The following is a 21,312-nucleotide window of genomic DNA, read 5'->3' as shown; positions in this document are numbered from 1 at the left end:
CTCCCGTTGACCCGCCGGGCGGGCGTGAAAGACATACCGATTAAAGCATACGGCGGCGGGGCGAGATTAGTTTCCCGCCGCGGGATCGGCAACTCCAGCGGTGCGTGACCGGACTCCACGGGGACCGGTAGGAACTAGAACAGGGCCTGCAGGCTGACCCGGTGGGTGTCGCCCAGCTCGTGGGACAGCCAGCAGTAATCGAGATTGATCCCCCAAAGTCCGACACCGCCGCCCAGGGTCAGCTTGCCGCGATCGACCCCGGCTCGGGCGGCGAAGACGCCGGCCACGGCGAACTCCAGTCCGGCGTGAAGGTCCAACCCGGCGCCGTCGAGGTCCACCTGGGCGCTGGAGCCGTAATCGGCCAGGATCAGCTCGGCGTCGCCGGTCAAGGTGACGACGCTGTCGATCTCGGCGATGTCGATCCCGTAGGCCGCCCCGAGACGCAACCGCGGATCGAAGGTGTCCGTGGTGCCGTTGGACCACTCCTTGAAGGTATAGGGGTCGTGGGCGGTCAATCCCAGGCCGAGCCCCTCGAGGGGACACCAGAGCACACCCAGGTCGAAACCGAAACCGTCGGCCGTGGCGGCGCCCAGGTCGTCACGCAGGTACTTGAGGTTGACGCCGACGGCCAGCCCGTCGGTCAGGGCCCGGGCGTAGGTCAGAATGAAGGCGTCGGCGGCGGTGTCGACGACGTCATAAACCTCGGGGCGGCCGTCATCGTCCCAGCGGGTCAGCTTGATCTCGTCGACGGCGCTGCGTACCCAGGCGGCGCCGAAGGCGCCCAGGTCCGGGGCAGCGCCGTAGAAGCCGGACAGGGCGTCGTAGGTCACCAAGCCGTCGAAGCGGCTGGAGTGCAGGAACAGTCCGCCGTAGTTCCCGGCCCGGGCCAACCCGGCGGGGTTGTAGGCCGCCGCGGCGGCGTCCGTGGCCAGGGCGCCGTAGGCCCCGCCGAGGGCCAGCGGCCGGGCGCCGAAGCCCAGGGAGAGGTAGTCTCCGGCGTAGAGGGTCTCCCCGGCGGCGGCGGGATTCAGCATCGCCAGAAGGGCCAGGATCGCGGGTAGGGCGCGTTTCAACTTCCCCTCCTTGACTGCGGAGGCAGTAGCTTGTCGAGGCCGCTGCGCTTCATGCGCTTCGGTGATCAGGCCGGCTCTAGCGCAGCATGATGAACTTCTCGTAGGTCTCGCAGACCGTTTCGTCGAGCCCGACTTCGAGTTGGTAAAGGTAGACGCCGTTGGCCAGGGGACGACCGCCGTCGTCGTCGCCGTCCCATTCGATGACGTTGAAGCCGGCGACGGGGACGATGTCGTCGATGGTGCGCACCAGACGACCCGCCGGGGTGTAAATACGGATCCGGGCGCGGTCGGGCCGCCGGCTGGTGACGAAGGTGAAGGCCGTCGGGCCGGGGGCCGGATTGGGAACCACCAGGACCTGCTCCAGGGACATCTCGTCCTCGACGCGCAGCTCGAAGGAGGCCGTTCCCGGCTCACCGAAGCGATCGTAGGCCAGGGCGCTCAGAGTGTAGCGTCCCGGAGGCAGCTCGATGGTCCGGGAGACCACGCCCCGGGTGTAGTCATCGGCCGCGGTGGCGTAATCGTCGGTCAGGTCGAACTGCAGGCTGTGACCCTCGGCGTCGGCCGTCAGGACGATGGGCCGGTCGATGTCCCCGGCCGGTCCCGGCATTCCGGCGTCGTCGCGCACGGTCAGGATGCCGTGAGGATCGCTCAATGTCAGTTCGAGGTCGAACTCGCCGGAGACCAGGTCGCCGGAAGCCGTCGAACCGCCGTTGAGGGTGAAGTCGATCTGCGGTCCGCCGTTGTCCGCGGGAGGCTCGACGGCGCCCTCGATCAGGATCTCGGTGTACAGCCGGGGGGTGGCCTGGGAGAACTCCCGTTGCGTCGGCGTCTCGCCGATGTTCCAGGGTTCATCGACGACCAGGCGCCGGCCGTCGGCCGCCAGGGCGTAGGCATGGATATCCAGGGTGTAGAGCGCGTCGTCGGGGATCGGTTCCGGGTTCAGATCGTTGTCGATGGTCCAGGGAACGGGCAGCTCGACGGTGAAGGCGTTGCCGTCGACGGCGCCCACCGCCCGGGTGACCGGGCGGACCAGCCGGACCGGGGACTCGACGAAGGAATAGGGCATCATCGGTCGGTCGTAGGCCACCACCTCGACGGTCTCGACACCCAGAGAGGCGTCGGCGATCCGCCCGGTGATCTCGATGACCTCGCCCCGGGCGACGCTGGTCAGCCCCGGATCGTAGAGAGTGATCCCGCCGACGGGCCGGCGCAGCTCGGTCGCCGGATCGCCGAGGAAGGCCCACTTGAAGCGCAGGGCGATGTTTCCCGAGGTCAGCAGGGCGCTCTGGTGCAGCAGTCCCAGGCGCGGTGTGTCCAGGTGGGCCTCGGGGTGGTAGACGGCGTTGTAGAAGGCCGCGTGGTAAGACTGGCAGGTTCCGCCGCCGGTGACCCGGGTGGAGCCCACCCCGGCCAACAGGCCGTCCCGGGTCCGCATCAGATACTCGGCGATGCTCTCCGGGTATTCGTTGGTGTTCTTGCTGCGATCGAAATCGGCCACCGAGCAGGAGGACTGCACCAGGACGGCGGGCTGCGGTTTGGCCCAGGCCTCCCGGTCGAGATAGAGCGGCGGGCGCTCGGTCAGGGTCAGCTCGTCGGCCCAGGTGTGCCAGCCGCCGTGGCCGAAGTAATTGTAGAACAGGGAGCCGGTGTCGTCGAGGACGGCCCGGGTGATCAGCTCGCGCACGGCGTTGCGGCGGGCGCCCAGGGAGTACTGGCAGTAGAACTCCTCGCCGGTGCGGGCCATCCCCATCTGGGTCATGTACAGCTTGGTCGGCTCGATGGAGAAGCTGCTGTAGTAATTGCAGATCTCCTCGGCGTAACGGTCGAAGTTGCCGGTCTCGTCGCGGCCGTCTTCTGGATTCTGGTAATCGACGTAGTTGTCGGCGACGAGGATATTGCGCACCTGCCAGCGGCCGGCCGGCACTTCGGGATACCCCAGGCAGCGCTCGACGATCCGCTCGAGCTCGGTGTCGTCGACGACGCTCAGGCGGGTCAGGGCGATCTGGGGCTCGGTGGTCCCGGCGTTCAGGGCGGCGAAGAAATTATCGCTGGGAACGAAGGAGGTGCTGTAGTGGAGGTAGTGGGGCGGGATCAGATTCTCGCCGAAGTCGCGCCACAACGGCCCGTTGTAGATGCCCTCGCTGTCGCGGTAATCGTAGCTGCCGTCGCCCACCAGACAGGCGTAGCTCAGGGGATCGCCCAGCGGATCGGCGAAGGCGTGCTTGAGGTAGTTGCGAATGGCCACGGGATCCATCCGCCCCCCGGCGTAGGCGTCGTAGATATCGTCGACGTTGACCACCTCCACGCGCAGGCCGCGGCTGCGGTGGTAGTCGGCCAGGGGATCGAGGGCCGCGGCCAGAGCGGGATGGCTGACATAGATCAAGTCGGCGGCCACGGATTCGTCCAATTCGGCTGGGGCGTCGGGATAGATGTCCAGGGGCTCGCGGGCCCGCTGACGATCGAAGACGATCAGGTGACGGTCCGGCTCGACTTCCCAGGCGAAGACCACGTCGCGCAACCCGCTCGGACCCTCGAGTTCGTAGTTCGTCAGCCGCTCTCCCGCCGTCAGGTCCCAGACGGCGATGTCGTCCGAGGTCAGCCCGGTCACCGTCAACCGGCGGCGACCGCTCTGCTCGAAACCGCCCCAGGCCTCGAAGGCGCCGTTGCGGGCTTCCAATCCCCGGGGATAGAGCACCTCGAGGGAGTCGATGGAGACCTGGTTCAGGTCATCATCACCGCCGTCGTCGACGTAAAGGGTCAGCTCGTTTTTGCCCGAGGTGGGATAGTCCGCCGGTACGGTGAACCAGCGTGAGACGGTGCGGTCGTCGTCATCGAAGGGAAAGGAGTCGACCAGCCGTTCGGGAGTGACGTCCTCGTCGTAGTAGATCTGGAACTCGCAGTCGTAGTTCTTGGCGTTGCCGTGGACACCGTAGGCCATGTAGGTGGTGTCGGCCGGGGTGTAGTCGACCAGGTTGATATCGAAGGTCCAGCCCGTCGGCTCGGGGACGGTACGATCCCAATAGAAATCCATCCCCTCGCTGGTGTACTTGCTGCGGTTGAGGCTTTCGACGTCGTCCTCGTGATGCAGGCGGCCCTGGAGGTGGGTCAGCTCGGGCTCGCCGGCCGGGGCGGCGTCGAGGTCGGCGAAGCGCAGCGGCTCGTCCTCATCCAACACCAACCAATAGTAACCGTAATCGCTGTAGTGGTTGCGTACGCCGGGCTGATCGGCAAAGACGCCCGTCGCGCTCGGAGCGGCGGTCGCGGATTCCGTCGGCGGCGCGTCGGGCACCTCCCAGTGGAAGCTGCCCCGCCCCCAGAAATAGAGGCCGTCGTCCTCGTCGAGGCTGCCGTCCGCGGAGCCGGTGACCTCGACGGGTACGGGATAGAGGGGGTCGCGGTCGAACAGGTCGTCGGCGTCCAGCATCCGGCCCGAAGAGGTGTAGAGTCCCATGCGTCGGGGATCCAAGGTGTCAACGTCCACACCGGCGGCGGCGAGGCTCTCCCGGGTCAGGACGTAGGGACCGTCTTCAACGACGACGACCTTGTACAGTTGACCCGGTAGATCGTCCACACCGAAGGGCGCCGGCGGCTCCGCTGTCCTCTGCAGACGCCAGCCCAGCTCCCGGGCCGTGGCGAAATTGGGCGCCAGGGAGGCGGCCAGATCGAGCTGATCCGGGTGGTCGCCCAGCTCCCGGGCCAGCGGTGTGTTCACCGGCGACGCTCCGAAGGCGACCTCGACGCGCAGGCGCCGGTAACCACGCAGACTGGAGCCCTCGAGAGCCACGGGGCGCAACTCGAGATGGGCCAAACGCCAACCGCGGACGATCTCCGTCCGCGCCAGGGCGGCCCGGGGCCACTCGACGGCGACGGTGCGCGCCGTAGCAGCGTAGTGTTCCTCGATCCGCTCCAGACCGTTGACTTCGACGATCTCAAGCTCGGGGGCGGGCAGGGGGTTTTCGACGGTACGGCCGTAGGCGTCGGAACCCGTCGCCGATACCCGCAGCTCGGCCCCCGGCGGCACCCAAAGCCGGGTGTTGAAAAGCGGCAGCAAGGGCTCGCCCTCCAGCGACACCGCCGGAGCGCCCGGAACGACGACCTCCGTGTAAGTCCGTCCCTCGACCAAACGTTCCACGAGACGGGCCTCGGGGAACTCGACGCTGAGCACGGCGCCGTCGGCATCGCAAGAGACCAAATGAACCACGGGTACGGCGGGGCCTTTTGGGGTCGTCCGGGGAGAGACAGACACGGGCGCCGTCGACGCCGCCGTTCCGGCGGCCGAATCCCCGCCGTGAACGTCGTCCAGCTCCGTCGGCGGCGAGCCCGACAGACTCGTCGGCGCGGCGAGGCAAACAGCGACCGGGAGAAGTATCAGGATGAGCGCTAGCCTGGTCACGTTGGTAGACCTCCGTCTACTGCTGCGGCTCGGGGTCCGGGCGGGTTCGTCTAATCCAGTGAACAGCCAGCCGTCCGCCGCCGCAGACCTTCGGAGAACGGCGCTGTACGTTTCCAACGGTTCCGGCACGTCGGCCCCGGAACTGGCACGGTTTTTGCGATAGCGCAACCGCTCGAACGGACTACGGTTCCCGCCGTTGCAAAAACCGTGCCAGTTCCGGGGCGGGGGCGGGTGGCGCTTCCTTGTCTGCCAAGGTCTGCGGCGGGGGTTTTGCGGTCGTCGCCGTGGTCATCCGGCGTGTCGTCTCAGCTCAGGTCGGCGGCCAGCACGCGCAGCGGCGCTGTCAGGGCCAACAGCAGGCCGGTCAGCCAGCGCAGGGGTGCGAAGGAGCGGCCGTACTTGGCCAGATAGCGGTAGAAGGCGCGGTGGCTGTTGAGTACGCTGCGGGCGCGGACCCGGCGGACACTGGAACCGCCGATGTGGGTCACGGCGATCGACGGTTCGTAGAGGGTCGGTCCGACGGCCTCGCCCAGGCGTCGGGCCAGGTCAACATCGTTGAAGAAGATGGGAAAGCGGGTGTCGAAGCCGCCGAGGCGCAGGAAGTCGGCGCGGCGCAGCAGCCAGCAGGAGGCGAAGACCTGTTCGACCTCTCGGGTTTCGTCGTGGTCGAACCCGCCCATCTTCCAGCGGTTGAAGAAGGCGCTCCCCGGGAAGATCCGGGACAGCCCGGTCAGCTCGCACAGGGCGTCGCGCACGGTGGGCAGGCGGCGGCAGGTGCGCTGGGTTTGGCCGTCCAGGCCGACCAGGCGCGGCGCCGTACCGGCCAGGTCGGGCCGGGAGTCCAACAGGTCGGCCAGGCGGCCGATGCTGTCCGGTTCGACGAAGGCGTCGGGGTTGAGCAGCAGCAACAGGCGACCGCGGGCCCGGCGCGCCCCCAGGTTGTTGGCGGCGGCGAAGCCCTGGTTGACCGGGCTGGGGAACAGCCGCACCCCGTGCCGGCGGGCCTCGGCGGCGGAGCCGTCGCGGGAGGCGTTGTCGACGACGATGATCTCGACGGGCTCCCGGGAGCGTTCCAGGTGGTCCAGGCAACGGCGCAGGTCGGCGCGGGTGTTGTAGCTGACGACGACGACGCTGACCCGGGGTTGCTCAGGCAAGGCTGACCAGATCCTCGGCGAAGTTGGCTTCGAGTTCGGCGTCCTCGCGGCGGCGCTCTTCGTAGCCCGGCCGGCCGAGCAGGGCGTAGGTCGCCTTCTTGCCCTCCTCGACGCCTGGTTGATTGTAGGCGTCGAGTTCGGCCAGGCGGCCGGTCAGGCTGGTGGCTGCTTCGCAGAGGTAGATCAGGGCGCCCAGCTCGGGCTCCTCCAATTTGGGTAACGTCAGAACAAAGGACGGGGTTCCCGCCTTGACCAGGCCCAGGGTGGTGCCGCGGCGCTCGGCGGCCAGCAGCTCGCCCAGTCCGGTGCCGGCGAGGTAGTCGAGGGCGGCGTAGCCGTAGCGCTTGTCGGGCACCTCGACCTCGACGTTGTGTTCGGCGACCTCGAGCAGCCAGACGACCTTGTCCGCCGGGCCCTGGGTGTAGAGCTGGATCTGCGAGTGCTGATCGGTGGCGCCGAGGGCGGCCTGGGGCGTCGGACCGTAGTCGGCGCGCTTGCCCAGGCTCTCGGCCCACAGCTGGCCAAACCACAGGGCGAAGTCGCGCAGACCGTCGGCGTAGGGCATCACACTGACGATCCGCCGTCCTGCGCGGTGATGGGCGTGCAAACAGAGGGCCAGGGCCAGGGCGGGGTTGCCGCGCCAGTCCGGCTCCAGGGTCCGGCGCCGCATGACCGCGGCGCCGCGCAGCAGGCCCTCGACGTCCAGGCCGGTCAGGGCCGCCGGCAGCAGGCCCACCGGGCTGAGCACACTGAAGCGTCCGCCGACGTCGGGCGGCACGGCGAAACTCGCCAGGTCCTCGCTCTCGGCGATGGAGCGCAGATCGCCGTTGTCCGGATCGGTCACCACCGCCAAGTGGGCGGCGCAGTCGTCGCCGAGCAGCGCTTCCAGCCAACCGCGGACCACGGCGTAGTTGGCCATCGTCTCCGCCGTCGAGCCGGATTTGGTCACCACGACGACGAGGGTGTGCTGAGGGTCCAGGGCGGCCAGCAGGTGGTAGAGTCGGCGGGGGTCGACGTTGTCGACGACGTGGAGCCGGGGATAAGTCGGCCGGCGGGGAGCCGGTTCGATGAAGGCGCAGTTGAGCATCCGCGCCCCCAGACCCGAGCCGCCGATACCCAGAACGAGAACGTCGTCGAGGTCACTGCTGACGGCGGCGGCGAACTCCAGCAGGCCGTCGACTTGTTGATCGGGCAGTGAAGTGTATCCCGGCGCCGGATCGGTCAGGGCGCTCAGCAGCTCTTGCCGGGGGGAGTTCCATTCCTTGGATTGAACGAAGTCCAGGCCGGCGTCGCCGATCAGGCGGGCGTCCGTGGGGGCCAGGTCGAGTTTGATCCCGAGCATCTTTGATCATTCTCCTATTCAATTCGCCCCGGTACGGGCGGTATGGTCTGCATTGCGCCGAGCCGTCGCCGGCATCGGCGGCCGGTCTCGGCGTCGCGGTTGTGAGCGTTCCACGGATCGTTCCGCTGCTTGTCGGCCTCCTTTCAGTGTTTCTCGACTCAGTGCTCCCCGACGGGGGGTCGTTCCGCGGCGACGACAGCCTCGGCCAGATCGCGCTGCAGGGTCTCCAGTTGGGCGAGTTTGTCCGGGATGTCGACGTCGGCGTCCTCGATGACGGCGATCAGGCGTTCGAGAAAGGCGCCGTGAAGCTCCTTCTCCGCGGGTGCGGCGTCTATTATGCACTCCTTGAGCAGGTCCCGGGCCTGTTCGAGCCGGCGCTTGGCTTCGCCGGGATCGCCGCCGAAGCGCAGGTGGGCGTCGGCGACGTAGACGTGCTGGGCCACGCAGATCAGCGGCAGCTCGATGCGCGCGGCGGGTTCTAGCAGCTCCCGGGCCCGGCGGACCTTGTCCAGGGCCAGGCCGAAATTGTTGGCCTGGAAATCACTCAGCGCCTCGCCCAGCAACTCGTCGGCTTCCAGCAGGACCCGGCTGGTGCCGGCGGCGTCGGCGGGAGCGGGAGGCATGGTCACGGCCTGGCCGGCCGGCTCCTCGCCGCAGCCCGCCGGCAGCAACGTTGTCGCCAGAACCAGGGCTGTCGTCGCGAGTTGTTTCATCAGCGGATCAGGGTCAGCTTGCCCCGGACGACGTCGCCGGCGGGAGCGCGCAGGACGTAGAGGTAGACGCCGGGGGCGACCTCGCGGCCGCCGGTGTTGGCGCCGTCCCAGTCCAGCCAGGTGCCCGTCGCCGTCGCCGTGTAGACCTCGGCGCCGCTCAGATCGTAGAGTGTCACCTCGCAGCCCGGCCTCAGGCCGACGAAGCGCAGGTGATCGTGCTCGGTGGGACGGTAGGGGTTGGGGTAGGCGTAGGCCGTTTCCAGGTCGCCGAGCCAGCCGCCCGTGCCGCCGGCCAGGCTCAACGCCGCGGCGACGACGGCCCGGGTGACCTGGCGGGTCAGTCCGAAGCAGCCCTGAATGGTCTCGTAGTCGTCCCGGCTGGTGTGGTAGTAAGGGTAGGGGACGTGCTTGTCTTCGATGGCCAGCAGGGCCTGGTAGCCGACGATCCAGAAGGGGGCGTGGTCGGAACGGTAGAACTCCTGGTCGATGAACAGGGTGCCGGGCATCCCGGCGCCGTAGTCGTCGCAGGCCCGCTGCAGCAGCCCGGCCAGCCAGGTGCTGGCTTCGTCGTGGATCAGGTCCAGGTCCTCTTGCTCGTCGGCGGGGTCGCTCCAGACGACCATATCGACGTTGAGGACGCCGGCGACGGGATCGCCCGCCCGGACGACGTTGTTGACGTGGTAGGAGCTGCCGCGCAGGCCCAGCTCCTCGCCGGTGAACAAGCCCCAGCGCAGGGTGCGCTCGGTCTCGACCCCGGCGGTGACCCGGGCGGCTTCGAGCAGGGCGGCGACGCCGCTGCCGTTGTCGTTGGCCCCGGGGGCCAGGACGTAGGGATCGGAATCGGTGCTGATGCTGTCGTAGTGGGCGGTCAGGTAGACCAGCCACTCGGGGTCGACGCTCCCGGGGCGCTCGGCGATGACGTTCTGCCAGACGACCTCGCAGCCGTCGTCCAGGCGTCCGTGGAGGTCGCTGAAGGTCGAGCCGCCGTCCGTGGAGAGCAGGGGGCCGTCCTGGCCGGCCAGCCAGAGAGCGCCGCCGTCGTAGGCCGCGCATTTGAGCGAGCCGGCCGTAGACAGCTCGCGGCGCTCCCAGTTGAGGCCGTCGTCCAGGCTGTGGTAGAGCGTGCCCAGATCGCCGAGGATGGAGACCTTGCCCGTGCCGTGGAAGACGACGTCGTTGAGCCCCGTCCCGGGACCGACGCCGGGGGCCGTGACGGCGCTCCAGCTCGCGCCGCCGTCGTCGGTGCGCAGGATCCGTCCCAGCCCGACGGCCACGCCGACGCCGTCGGCGTTGAAGTCCACGCCCTGCAGGGTGGCGGAGCCGTCGGTGTCGATTTCCGACCAGCTCGCGCCGCCGTCCGTGGAGCGCAGGATCGTCTCGTAGGCACCGACGAGGACGACGAGGTCGGGGTCGTCGGCGGCGGCCCGGGAGTCGTAAATCGAGGCATCGACGGGCGTGACGGCGCTCCAGCTCGCGCCGCCGTCCGTGGTGGTCAGCACCGTGCCCGCGGAACCCGCCAGGTAGCCGCGCTCCTCGTCGGCGAAGGTCAGGGTCCGTGCGACCTCGCCCTCCTCGAAGAGGCCGGACAGATCCAGGTCCGTCCAGGTGGCGCCGCCGTCGCCGCTGCGGTGGTAGGCGCTCCCGGCGGCGTAGTGAAAGGTTCCGGGAGCGAAAGCCGCGCAGTCAACCGGCGCGTCGAGGTTGCCCTCGGGGGGCAGGTAGGTGGAGAAGGTCGCCCCGCCGTCGGTCGAGTAGAAGGCGTAGCTCATCCGCGTGCCCAGGATGACGGCCTGGCCGTCGACGTCCAGACTGACCGCCGGCTCGCCCAGCCAGCTCTCGACCTCGACCGAGCAACCCCAGCCCTCGAGCCGATCGACCAGGTAGTCCCGGGCGTCTTTGACCGGAGCGCTGTAGGTGTAACGGGTTGCGAACTCGGTCAACTCGTAGACGAAACCGTCGAGCGTATCGACCTCCACCAGGTCGACGTAGTCGTCGTAAGCACCGGGCCGGGGCTGGATCGTCGGCTGCGCGGGCGCCCGCAGCAGCGGCCGCAGGGCCCGCAGGCGCCAGCCCCGCCTCGCCAGCTCGGCCAGCTCGACGGGCTCCAGGCTGCAGACCACGGCCCGCTGATCGAGGCGGGCGTGGACGACGCCGCGTTCGGGGCTCAGACCGGGCTCCGGGGCGACGGCCAGGTAGACCTCGGTCAGGTCGACGGGCAGCTCGCCCAGAGTCCCGACGGGATCGCTGGTGCGGTAGAGTTCCCGACCGGCGTAGCTCCCCAACCAGGAGGCGTCGCCGGTCGCCTCGACGGCCGCCGGATCGGCCGACAAGAGGTAACCGGCCCCGGCGGGGGCCGTCGACAGAACCAGCGCCACGATTATCAGGACCTGGTTCGGCAAGGCTCTGTTTTTCAAGGCTCGCTCCAAACATGGCCGGCGCCCCGACGAACTCCGCCGTCCGGCCGGCACACAGTGTATCGCCCGCCGACAAGCCGAGTCGGGACTCGACGTTTGCCGCCGGTCGCAGGGTGACACTCAATCAGCAGTATAGGGCTCCATCGAGTACCTGTCAAGGCGGCCAACCCTTGCGACGGGCACCTAAGGAGCGGTCGCCGCCCGACGACGGTGCCGGGAAAGGGTCGTCGATTCCAGACGTTGCCGTAAAACCTCCCGGGAGGGAGGCCCGCAGATGTGCGGTGAAAAGGCATCCGACCGTCGTCGACGGCCCGATACGCCTTGACAGACCAGTAATTTAAGTATAAACTGCTGTTAGACTGAAGGGTTAGCCGGACGTTGAGGGGCGACCGACCAAACCCTGGAGTCCACGTAAATGGCCAGTCAACGGGCCGCCCGCACAGCAGGGAATCCGACCCGCCGCAGAATGACCGACCCGCACCGCGGTGTGCTGAGCACCGGGACGCCGGAGCATACCCGCACCTTACAGCGCATTCCGGGACGCAAAAACGAGCCGCCGCCCCCACCCCGGGACGCGGCCGCGCACCGCGACGACGGGCGCTCACCCAACGGGGTCGTTTTTACTTCAATGAAACCCAGAACCGCACTCAGCGTCCTGCTCGTCCTGCTGGCGGTGGCTCCCGCCGCCGCCGGGCCCTACATCAATCCCGGCTTGATGACGATCCCCGACGCCTACACCATCGAACACACCGCCATCCGCCTCAATTACTCGGGCAGCTTCTTCCTGGGTATGCAGCCCACCGATCCCGACATCACCGATTACTACGACGTCTCCCTGAGCGGCGGGCTGGAGTTCTGGGGCCTGGGCCTCGAGCTGACCTTCGCCGCCTACGACTTCGACACCTCGGCCTACGTCGGCTCGGCCGAGCTGCGCTTCATCAACGAGACGCCGCGCTTCCCGGCCGTGGCCGTCGGGGTGCGCAATATCGGCGGCGACGTCGAGGTCAGCTCCTTCGGCACCCCGGGCGAACCCGGTGGGGCCAGCCGCTATATGCCCCCGAACTACGAGCGTGAATGGTACGAGCAGTTCAGCGGTTACGTCATCTTCAGCAAGGATTTCTACCCGGCCCTGGAGATCCCCTTGACAGGCCATCTGGGATTGGGAACCGGGATGTTTCAGGGGCTCTACACCAGCACCTACACCGGTTCGGAGACCTGGCAGGGCGTCTTCGGCGCCCTCGAGTACCGGCCCTTCTACTTCCTCTCCATGGCCCTCGAGGTCACCGGACGCGACCTCAACTTCGGCGTCCTCTACGAGCTGCCCTGGTGGGGCATGGAGATCGGCATCTCCATCGACAAGCTGGAGATGCTGTTCTACTCCGACGAGGAGGTTCTGCAGCTCAGCGGCGGAGTAATCGACGAATACGACCAGGTCGGTCTGGGCGTCCACTTCGGCGTCGAGTTCGGCCCCTTCGTCACCGACACCGAGGTCAAGAAACTGGAATTGATCGACTCCCGTATCCAGGAAGGCGAGGACCGCCTGCGTGAGATCCAGATCCGGCGGCGCGAGATCCAGGACCGGCTGGCCGAGCTGCGCCAGCGCATCGCCGACGAGAACGAGGACGGCGGCGAAGAGTAGGCCCGAGCGGCCGTGCCGTAATGTAAGGCCGGATCCGGCGCAACCCGACCCGGCGAAAGCCCGGCCGTCATCATTCAATCATTACCCAAGTTGATTACCAACCTCACCACTCCACCCATAAGATATCCCGCCAAAGAAATGCAGCCAAGACTTGCGTCGAAGGAAGTTAGCTGTTAATACTACAGCAGTAGGACGCTAGGAAGATAAAACAACCGATTCTGGAAGAGCTATTCCCGGAAAGCGAATCCTTACGAGAATCGCCGACGCGGGAGTCGCCGAAACCGCGGACGGCGCGAAAAACGACGTACATCAGGATCGTCGTGCGAGCCGACCGAGGTTGTGCTGTTTGTCGAGGGCCGCTTGTCGAGGGAAGACAACACGGAGACCTGACAACGCGGCGGCCTGGGGATTGCTGAGACCTGGGGATTGCTGAGACCTGGGGATTGCTGAGACCTGGGGAATGCTGAGACCTGGGGAATGCTGAGACCTGGGGAATGCGGCGGCCGAAGCCGTGCCGAGACCCGGCGTCGATTAGCGCGTTTCATTCACGCAGAACCGCTAACTGGAACCGTACAAAACGCTGAACGAACCGCATATCGACAAGTCGGCTCGACGGCTCGATCCGATCGCGGCGCCGCTGGATAACGGATGACGCCACCCTTCCCGACCGGCCAGCGACCCCGGAACACGACACAGTGCCGAACCGCGGTTCCGTAGTTCTAGTGGCGAACCACCAGCACCAACCGGGTGACACCCCATCGAGGACGACCGACGACCCGGAACGGCGCCGTCGGCCCGGCCAAACGGATAACGATGAAACGATTGGTTACAGCCCTGCTGCTCATCCCCCTGGCCCTGGCCGTCGCGGCCCAGGAGGACATCGAGACCCTCGAGGAGCTGCAAGGCGCCGACACGGACGGCGAGGGCGACGCCCAAGATAGGATCGAATACCTGGCCGGCGCCGACGTCGACAAGGTCGACCTGATCCGCCGCTACCAACGCGAGGGCGACCGCGCCCAGCTCGAGGCCATGGCCCAGCGCGACTTCATCGCCGCCATGGACAAGTACAACCTGGGCGAGTACTATTACGACAAGTACACCCGGGCCCTCAAGCGCGACGAAACCTCCCAGGCCGAAGGCTACCTCTCCGACGCCAAACGACGCTACGGCGAGGCCGTCGAGGAAATCGAGTTCATCGACAACTACTATCCGGACTTCTCCAAGCTGGACACGGTGCTGTTCATCTGGGGCGATTCCCTGTTCAAGCTGGAGGATTACGGCGAGGCCGTCGACGTCCTCGAACGCCTGCTGGAAGACTTTCCCGGCTTCAACAAGCGCTTCGACGCCTACTACAGGCTGGGCGAGTGTCACTACGCCCGCGGCGACTACGACGAGGCCGGCAACTACTACGGCCGGATCGTCGACGACTACCCCAACCAGACCGACCGCGTCTACCGCGAATCCCTGCAGCGGATGGTTTGGATCGTCCGACACCGGGCCTTCGAGGAATTCGACGACAAGGAGTACCGCGCCGCCCTCGGCCAGTTCCTGGCCCTGCTGGAGAAACCCTACGATCGTTACACCGAAGCGCCCGAGGCAGTCTTCTACGCCGGGGAGTGCTACTTCCACCTCGGCGAGCGCGAAGCCGCCCGCGAGCGCTACGACGTCATCCGCAACAAGTACCCGGATTACAGCCAGCTCGGCGCCGCCCTCTCCCGCCTCGAGGAGCTGTCCCAGCTCTACTTCGAGGAGGCGATGGAGTTCTACCTGGACAAGAATTACATCATCGCCGCCGAGAAGCTCCAATTCATCGTCGAGCGCTACCCGACCTCGTCTTCCCTGCCCGAGATCCTCTACCGCTGGGGCGACAGCCTCTACGAGGAGGAGGACTTCCAGGGCGCCCAGCGGGCCTTCATCCGCTGCAAAAAGGACCACCCCCAGAGTCTGTGGGCCCTGTACTCGCTGAACATTCTCGAGCACATGAGCTACCGCTCGGACTTCTTCAGCGAGGCCGAGAAGTACTACACCGAGCTGTCGGTCCGTCAGGGCTTCACCAGCCGCGAGCGCTACCAGCAGCTCGAAAGCGAGCAGGGCAGCCGCTTCTCCGAGGTGATGGACTACGACGAACTCAACGACTCCAGCCGCTACGTCGTCGGCATGAGCTACTACCGGATGCTCAAGTACGACATGGCGGTCCAGGTCGTCTCCGAGATCAGCCCCACCGGCGAGTACGCCATCTACGCCGCCTACCTGGCCGGTCTGTGCCAGGTCAAGCAGAACCTGCTCCTCGACGCCGTCGATTCCTTCCAGCGCATGGCCGACGCCCCGACCACCGAGGCCTCCGAGCGCCTCAAGGGCCGGGCCCACATCATCCTGGCCTACCTCTACCAGCGCCTGGAACGCTTCGACGAGGCCTGGAGCGAATACGAACTCATCGACTACAACGATATCGAGAACTGGGACGACGCCCAGGTGGGCAAGGCCTACCTGCTGGTGCGCAACGGCAACGACGACGACCTCGAAGAGGTCATCGCGATGATGAAGGGGCTGCTGCGGCGGATGCCGGAGACGGAGATGGCCCCGGACGCCTACATCCTGATCGGTTACTGCCAGTTGCGCCTGGGCGAGTATGCGGACGCCGCGGAGACCTTCGAGTCCGTCGTCGACGGCTACACCATCGACCGCGAGCTGATGATGGCCCACCCGCGCTACCAGGAGCTCGTCGAGAATGTCAACGCCGAGTTCGAGTACATCAACTCGTTGATCATCCACGAGATCCAGTCAATCCGCGACTCCGGCGGCGACGTCCTGTTCCGCGATGAGCTGGACCAGGCCGCCCGGGACGCCGAGGACCTCAAGAACGCCGTCGTCGAGCTGCAGAACCTGATCTCCGGTCGCGACATCATCGGCCGCGACATCACCGAAGACGCCGAGTTCTTCCGCGCCTACACCTCCTTCGCTCACATGCAGGACATGAAGGAGCAGCGCGGTGAGGCCGCCGACACCTTTAGCGAGCAGACCGAACTACTGGCTGATCGCGAGCAGGAGCTGCGCGAGCTGGCCGAGCAGCGCGAGATCGCCGAAGCGCGCGAGGCCGGCCTGACCGAGTACGAGTTGCTCGTCGAGGAGCGCCGCGGGCAGATCGAAGACCTCAACACCGCCCACATCCGTATGTTCGAGCCCGCCGTGGATCCGGGCGCCGACGGCGCCAGCGGCCTGGGAGAGGGTGAACTGGAGAACGGCGTCATCGACGGCGAGACGGGTGAGGAAGGCACCGACGGCGAAGGAGACACCGCGGAAGACACCGATGGGGATTCCGCAGATGCAGAAGATGCTGCAGAAGCTCAAGATACCGGCGAAGACTCCGACGGTGAAGCCGAGGCCGCCGACGGCGATGCCGAGACGGAGGCCGGCGAGGAGAACGTCAACGAAGATGAAAGCGCCACCGACTCCGCCGACACCGGCGACTCCGAGGCCGCCGACGAAGAAGCCGGCGCCGGCGAAACCACCGACGAAGTAGACAGCGCCGATGAAGCCGCCCCGGACGAGCCGGAGGCGCCGGATGACGCCGACGACGAACCCTCCGATCCCGCCAACGGTGAGGAGGAGACCCCGGATGAGTGATTCCAGGCCGCGACCAGCGCCCCGATTCCCGGCATGGTTCCAAGCGAGGCTCTGATGAATGTCACCAAACCTACGCTGAGAGCCCTGGGCTTGACAGCCCTGGGTTTAATGGTTTTGACCCTCGGCGGTTGCTTCGAGGGCGAGGCCGACGATATCGCCATCGAAGACGCCGAGGGCCTGAGCGAAATCGAGAAGGAAACCCTCGAATCCCTGGCCGCTCAGCGCGAGGAACTGGCCGAGAGCTACCAGGAGACCCGGGAGGAACTCAACCCCCAGATCTACGACAAGCGCTGGGAGGCCATCGAGAACCTGGAGCAGATCGTCGCCGACTACGAGGAGCAACAGCGGCTGGAGGACGCTGTCGAAGGCGACAGCACCCACCCCTACATCGAGGAAGTCTACTACGATCTCGGCGAGCTGTATTTCCAGATGAACGAGGACATGACCCGGGACGAGGAGTACCGCCAGGAGGTCGTCGACCACTATAAGACCCAGACCGCCGCCGACGGCGAGAACGGCGGCCTGAGCAACGTGGACAGCGTCTACGTCCACCTGCTGACCAAATCCTACAAGTATTACCAGACCCTGGTCGGCTACTACAATGAGGTCGAGTTCAAGAACTCCCGTCTGCCCGAGGGCGCCGAGCAGTATCCCACCAAGTACTACGATCAGGCGATCTACAACATGGGCGCCGTGCAGACCGAACTGGCCGGCGTCGACTACCAGAACATCGAGAGCCACAACGAGGCCGCCTTCCGCAGCTATCTCGAGCTGGTGGATAAGTTCCCCGACTCCAAGTTCGAACCGGAGTGCGCCCTGCGTATCGGCCAGTACTACTACAACCTCGGCGGCGAGGAAAACAAGTATAAATCCATCGAGTACCTCAATCGGATCGTCCCGGAGGATGAGGAGCAGTATCCGCAGATCTACACCCGGGCCGTGTACCGCAAGGCTTGGAACTACTACCTGCTCAAGGACTTCCCCCGCTCCCTCGACCACCTGGTCGAGCTGCTCGACCTCTGCGAGACCATGCTGGCCGAGGATCCGGAAAACACGACCCAGGTGGAGAAGTACCAAATCGAGGCCTATGATCTGATCGCCACCAGCCTGATGCCGGCGATGATCCGCGAGGGCGACGAGGAGCGCCAGCTCTTCAATTACGACACCGTCGAGGGCTCCGTCTGGTTCACCGGACCCGAGGCCCTGGGTAACTATCTCGAGGGCAACGACCTCCTCGGACGCAACTACACCCCGGAAATCATCAAGAAATCGATCCAGCTCTACACCGAGAACAGCTGGTTTCCCCAGACCATCGCCCTGCGCGAATATTACTGCGACGTTTACGCCAACTCCCCCGACGCCGTCAAGGTCTACGCGGCGATCATCGACGACTACGAGCGCTGGTACAACTCCATCGGCGGCTCCGGTGAAACCGACGCCGAGAAGGCCTGGGTCGAGCAGGAGCAGGAGCGGATCAAGGACCTGCAGAACGAGGCCCGCTCCCGTCTGGTTGAGCGCTATCGCGAGGGCTCGGTCTGGTACGAGGCCAATAAAGACAACCCAGAGGCCATGGCCAACGCCCGCGCCGTGCTGGCCCAGAACCTCTACAACGTCGGCGCCTACCTGTTCGGCAAGGCCACCCGGGAGGGCACGCCCGAGGCCCAGCGCCAGCAGTACTGGACCCAGATCATCGAAACCTTCGAACGCTACCTGGAGAACTACCCCCTCGAGGAGCACGCATACGAGGCCACCTTCTTCCTCGCCGTGGCCTACGAGCAGGGACCCGAGGAACGGATCAAGGCCGGGGACAACTTCATCCGCACCGCCTTCCTCTACGAGAAGACCGATTTCAACCAGGACAGCCTCTGGAACGCCGCCGGCAACTACCTCGTCCCGGCGCGGGAGCGCATGGAGCTCGATACGGCTGACAAGGTCGCCGAGAACATGGACGAGCTCACCAACGAGCAGAAGCGCCAGAAGATCCCCGCCGCCAGCCCCCACGAGGCCCTGCCCGAGATCGTCAAGAAATACATCTTCGCCGCCCGGGAGTTCGGCCAGCGCTACCCCAACGGGGTGACCAAGGGCGAGGTCTTCTTCGATCCCGCCGAGCTGCTCAACTGGGAGGCCCGCTTCATGATGGCCTACGACTGCTACGACGGCGGTCGCGAGGCCTACCAGAGCATCCTCGACCTGCCCGACGTGCCCAACTACTCCGAGGAAGAGGGTTCCATCACCCGCTCCAAGGTGGCCGCCAAGATCGCCGAGAGCTGGTACGCCCAGCACTATTTCCGCAAGTCCGCCGAATGGTTCCGCAAGGCGGCTCAGTACGCCGAGTCCGGCTCCACGCTCGAGCAGACGTGCCTCTCCAACGCCGCCAACGCCGAGCTGATCAGCCAGGAGATCAACGAGCCCGTCTACGAAGAGGTCGAGGGCACGGAGATCCCGCCGGAACAGCGCGCCGAGTTCGAGAAGTCCGCCGAGGGCTACCTCCAGGTGGCCCGGGACAACTTCGCCACCAACCCCGACGTCTCTTTCACCGCCTTCGGCCGCGCCGTCAGCATCTACTACGACGTGCTCAAGGATTACCCTAAGGCCGCCGAGGCCTGCGCCGAGACCGTCGAAAACTTCCCCAATCACGAGGATATCGACGCCGTCATCTATACCGAGGCGTTGTGCTACTACAACATGGAGGAATGGGACAAGGCGGCCCGCACCTTCGAAGAGGTGCTCTCCAACGAGGTCACCGACACCCCCAAGGAGCCTTTCGCCCTCTACCGGGCCGGCCTGTGCTACGAGAACATGGAGGACTGGGAGAACTCGGCCCGCGTCTTCACCCAGTACGCCGAGACCTACGAGGACACCGCCGAACCCAACGAGCTGGTCGACTCCTATTACCGCGCCGCCACGGCGATGCTCGAGCTGGGCCAGATCGAAGCCGGCAAGGAGCTGCTGCTCAAGACGGTCAACAAGTTCGAAGAGTACAACGAGAAGCCCGACGTCACCATCGACCCCAACATCCCCTCCAAGGCCTACTTCAGGTTCGGCCAAATCATCTTCGACGAGGATTACAAGGACCTGCGTCTCCAGGGCACCATGCGCGACCTGGAGTTGATGTCCCAACAGAAGGAAAACCCCCTGTTGCAGGACTTCGCCCGGAAGAACGCCTTGCGCGATGAGTTGGCCGAGATCTTTGCCCGGGCCACCCGCTCGACGGACCCCGAGGTCAGCATGGGCGCCGCCTACATGCGCGGTCAGGTCTACGAGAACTATTACCTCACCGCGGCCCAGATGTCCTTCGACATGGAGGAGATCAACGCCCTGGCCGAAACCGATCCCTACATGTTCGAAGCCTACCTGGCCGCCGTGGACACCATCATGATGCAGATTCAGCAGCAGGCCGAACAGACCGGCCGCTCCCAGGCCGTCGACACCTACGAGAAAATCATCGCCCAGGCCGAGAAAACCGGCGTCGTCAACGAATGGGTCGAGAAGTCCAAGGAGCGCCTGGTCGACCTGGTGCCCAGCAAGTACATGGCCTACCAGCCGATCGGGACCAAGGTGGGTATCAACGACATGGGCGCCAGCATCTGGGAACTCGACGATGTCGAGATCTACTCCCAGACCCTGGAACTGACCGAAGACGAGCCGCTAGACACCGGCGGTGACACCGCTGACGAGACCGGCGAAACCGGCGAGACCGGCGAAACCGGTGATGACACCGGCGGTGACGCCGCTGGCGAGACCGGCGAGACCGGCGAGACCGGCGAAACCGGTGATGACACCGGCGGTGACGCCGCTGGCGAGACCGGCGAGACCGGCGAAACCGGTGATGACACCGGCGGTGACACCACTGACGAGACCGGCGAGACCGGCGAAACCGACGAAGACACCGGCGGTGACACCGCTGACGAGACCGGCGAAACCGACGAAACCGACGAAGGCGGGGAAGAGCCACCCGTCGACGGCGAGGACGGTGAAAGTTAACCCCTGTCTTTCGCGCCGACGCAGCTTCTCGTCCCCTGTATCGGTAGCAGTGCCGCCGGAATACACAGCGGCCCGGGGCATTCGTTGTCCAAACGACGAGGGCTCCCAAACACCCCGGCGCTCGCGATCCGGCGAGGTCCGAGCCCGCGTCAACCGCAGCCAGATAACCCCGCGACACCACCCCTCCGGAGCACCCGACCATGCCCCTCAAGCGCTTCTCCAGACTGATCCTCGCCGTCCTGGCCCTGGCCCTGGTCGGGCCCTTCGTCTTCCACACCCTGGCTCAGGGTGAGCTGACCTACGAAGAGCAACAGCAACTGGCCAAGGCCTGGATCGTCAGCTCCAAACCGCAGAGCGAGAGCCTGGAATGGACCCGTCCCGGCTTTGACGACGAAAGCTGGACCCTGGCCGACGGCGGCTTCTTCGAGGACGGCACCGCCGCGGCCTACTCGCAGGTCATGGGCTGGCCCAACCCCGAGGCCGAGTGGATCTGGGGCGGCCGGTCCGCCGAGGTCTACTTCCGCCGCCGTTTCGGCCTGCCGCGGCGCCTGCTCAACGAGGAAGAACGCCAGGAAAAGATCTACGTCTGGCTGACCGCCAACGACGACTTCATCTTCTACGTCAACGGCAACGAGATCGCCCGGGACGAGATGGGCGAGGACGAGGACTGGATGGAGGTCTCCGGACCCCACGACGTCACCGAGTATCTCGAAGTCGGCGACAACGTCTTCGCCGTCTGGGCCCGCAACGACCTCGAGGACGACCCCAACAGCTACGGCCTGCTGTTCCACGCCGAGTACCGCCTCGTCGGCGAGGACGGCGCCGAGGTCCCCACCACGGTGATCACCGACAGCGGCGGTTGCTGAAAGAGCGTCCGACGGACGACGGGTATACTTGTCGCCGCAGGCAAAATGTACTATTCTGTAGACGCGGTCGACGTGCGTCAACGTCTATAGCGGCCCGTCCGGGATCCCTG

10 protein-coding genes are annotated in these 21,312 nt (G+C 66.2%); 4 read left to right on the top strand and 6 right to left on the bottom strand.

From position 1 onward, the window contains the following. Positions 1-134 precede the first annotated feature (134 nt). From GF399_11625 to GF399_11600, 6 genes are all read right to left on the bottom strand, one after another. Positions 135-1,073, bottom strand: a complete 939-nt coding sequence (locus GF399_11625; GenBank protein ID MBD3400961.1) for a hypothetical protein — start codon at positions 1,071-1,073, stop codon at positions 135-137. A gap of 76 nt (positions 1,074-1,149) precedes the next feature. Beyond that, the gene (locus GF399_11620) at positions 1,150-5,265 is read right to left on the bottom strand and encodes a hypothetical protein (GenBank protein MBD3400960.1); all 4,116 of its coding nucleotides are present in this window, start codon (positions 5,263-5,265) and stop codon (positions 1,150-1,152) included. A gap of 506 nt (positions 5,266-5,771) precedes the next feature. Then, a complete protein-coding gene (locus tag GF399_11615; GenBank protein MBD3400959.1) occupies positions 5,772-6,743 on the bottom strand; it encodes a glycosyltransferase in 972 nt (323 codons plus the stop codon). Beyond that, a complete protein-coding gene (locus GF399_11610) occupies positions 6,613-7,962 on the bottom strand; it encodes a glucose-6-phosphate isomerase (GenBank protein ID MBD3400958.1) in 1,350 nt (449 codons plus the stop codon). The genes GF399_11615 and GF399_11610 overlap by 131 nt, the downstream gene beginning before the upstream one ends. Before the next feature lie 158 nt (positions 7,963-8,120). Next, the gene (locus tag GF399_11605; protein MBD3400957.1) at positions 8,121-8,675 is read right to left on the bottom strand and encodes a hypothetical protein; all 555 of its coding nucleotides are present in this window, start codon (positions 8,673-8,675) and stop codon (positions 8,121-8,123) included. Beyond that, positions 8,675-11,089 carry a M28 family peptidase gene (locus GF399_11600; protein ID MBD3400956.1) on the bottom strand — a complete coding sequence of 805 codons (2,415 nt, stop codon included), beginning with the start codon at positions 11,087-11,089 and terminating at the stop codon, positions 8,675-8,677. The genes GF399_11605 and GF399_11600 overlap by 1 nt, the downstream gene beginning before the upstream one ends. Positions 11,090-11,717: 628 nt before the next feature. Between GF399_11600 and GF399_11595 the strand changes: the two genes are divergently transcribed. The 4 genes from GF399_11595 (at position 11,718) to GF399_11580 (ending at position 21,202) form a co-directional block, all read left to right on the top strand. Next, on the top strand, positions 11,718-12,728 hold the full coding sequence (locus GF399_11595) for a hypothetical protein (GenBank protein MBD3400955.1): 1,011 nt from the start codon (positions 11,718-11,720) through the stop codon (positions 12,726-12,728). A gap of 813 nt (positions 12,729-13,541) precedes the next feature. After that, positions 13,542-16,352 (top strand): tetratricopeptide repeat protein, encoded by a 2,811-nt coding sequence (locus GF399_11590; protein ID MBD3400954.1) that lies wholly within the window; start codon positions 13,542-13,544, stop codon positions 16,350-16,352. 33 nt (positions 16,353-16,385) lie between these two features. Further along, the gene (locus GF399_11585; GenBank protein ID MBD3400953.1) at positions 16,386-20,336 is read left to right on the top strand and encodes a tetratricopeptide repeat protein; all 3,951 of its coding nucleotides are present in this window, start codon (positions 16,386-16,388) and stop codon (positions 20,334-20,336) included. Positions 20,337-20,536: 200 nt separating this feature from the next. Further along, positions 20,537-21,202, top strand: coding sequence for a hypothetical protein (locus GF399_11580; GenBank protein MBD3400952.1), 666 nt, complete (start codon positions 20,537-20,539; stop codon positions 21,200-21,202). The last annotated feature ends 110 nt before the right edge of the window (positions 21,203-21,312 follow it).

This window comes from Candidatus Coatesbacteria bacterium, from assembly GCA_014728225.1.
Lineage (GTDB): Bacteria > RBG-13-66-14 > RBG-13-66-14 > RBG-13-66-14 > RBG-13-66-14 > WJLX01.
Note: the sequence above shows the minus strand (reverse complement) of the source record. Positions and strands in the feature narration are given on the sequence as shown.

Coding starts and splice junctions, on each gene's coding strand:
- GF399_11610 (MBD3400958.1), bottom strand. CDS start 7,962: ATGCTCGGGATCAAACTCGACCTGGCCCCCACGGACGCCCGCCTGATC.
- GF399_11590 (MBD3400954.1), top strand. CDS start 13,542: ATGAAACGATTGGTTACAGCCCTGCTGCTCATCCCCCTGGCCCTGGCC.
- GF399_11595 (MBD3400955.1), top strand. CDS start 11,718: ATGAAACCCAGAACCGCACTCAGCGTCCTGCTCGTCCTGCTGGCGGTG.
- GF399_11585 (MBD3400953.1), top strand. CDS start 16,386: ATGGTTCCAAGCGAGGCTCTGATGAATGTCACCAAACCTACGCTGAGA.
- GF399_11605 (MBD3400957.1), bottom strand. CDS start 8,675: ATGAAACAACTCGCGACGACAGCCCTGGTTCTGGCGACAACGTTGCTG.
- GF399_11580 (MBD3400952.1), top strand. CDS start 20,537: ATGCCCCTCAAGCGCTTCTCCAGACTGATCCTCGCCGTCCTGGCCCTG.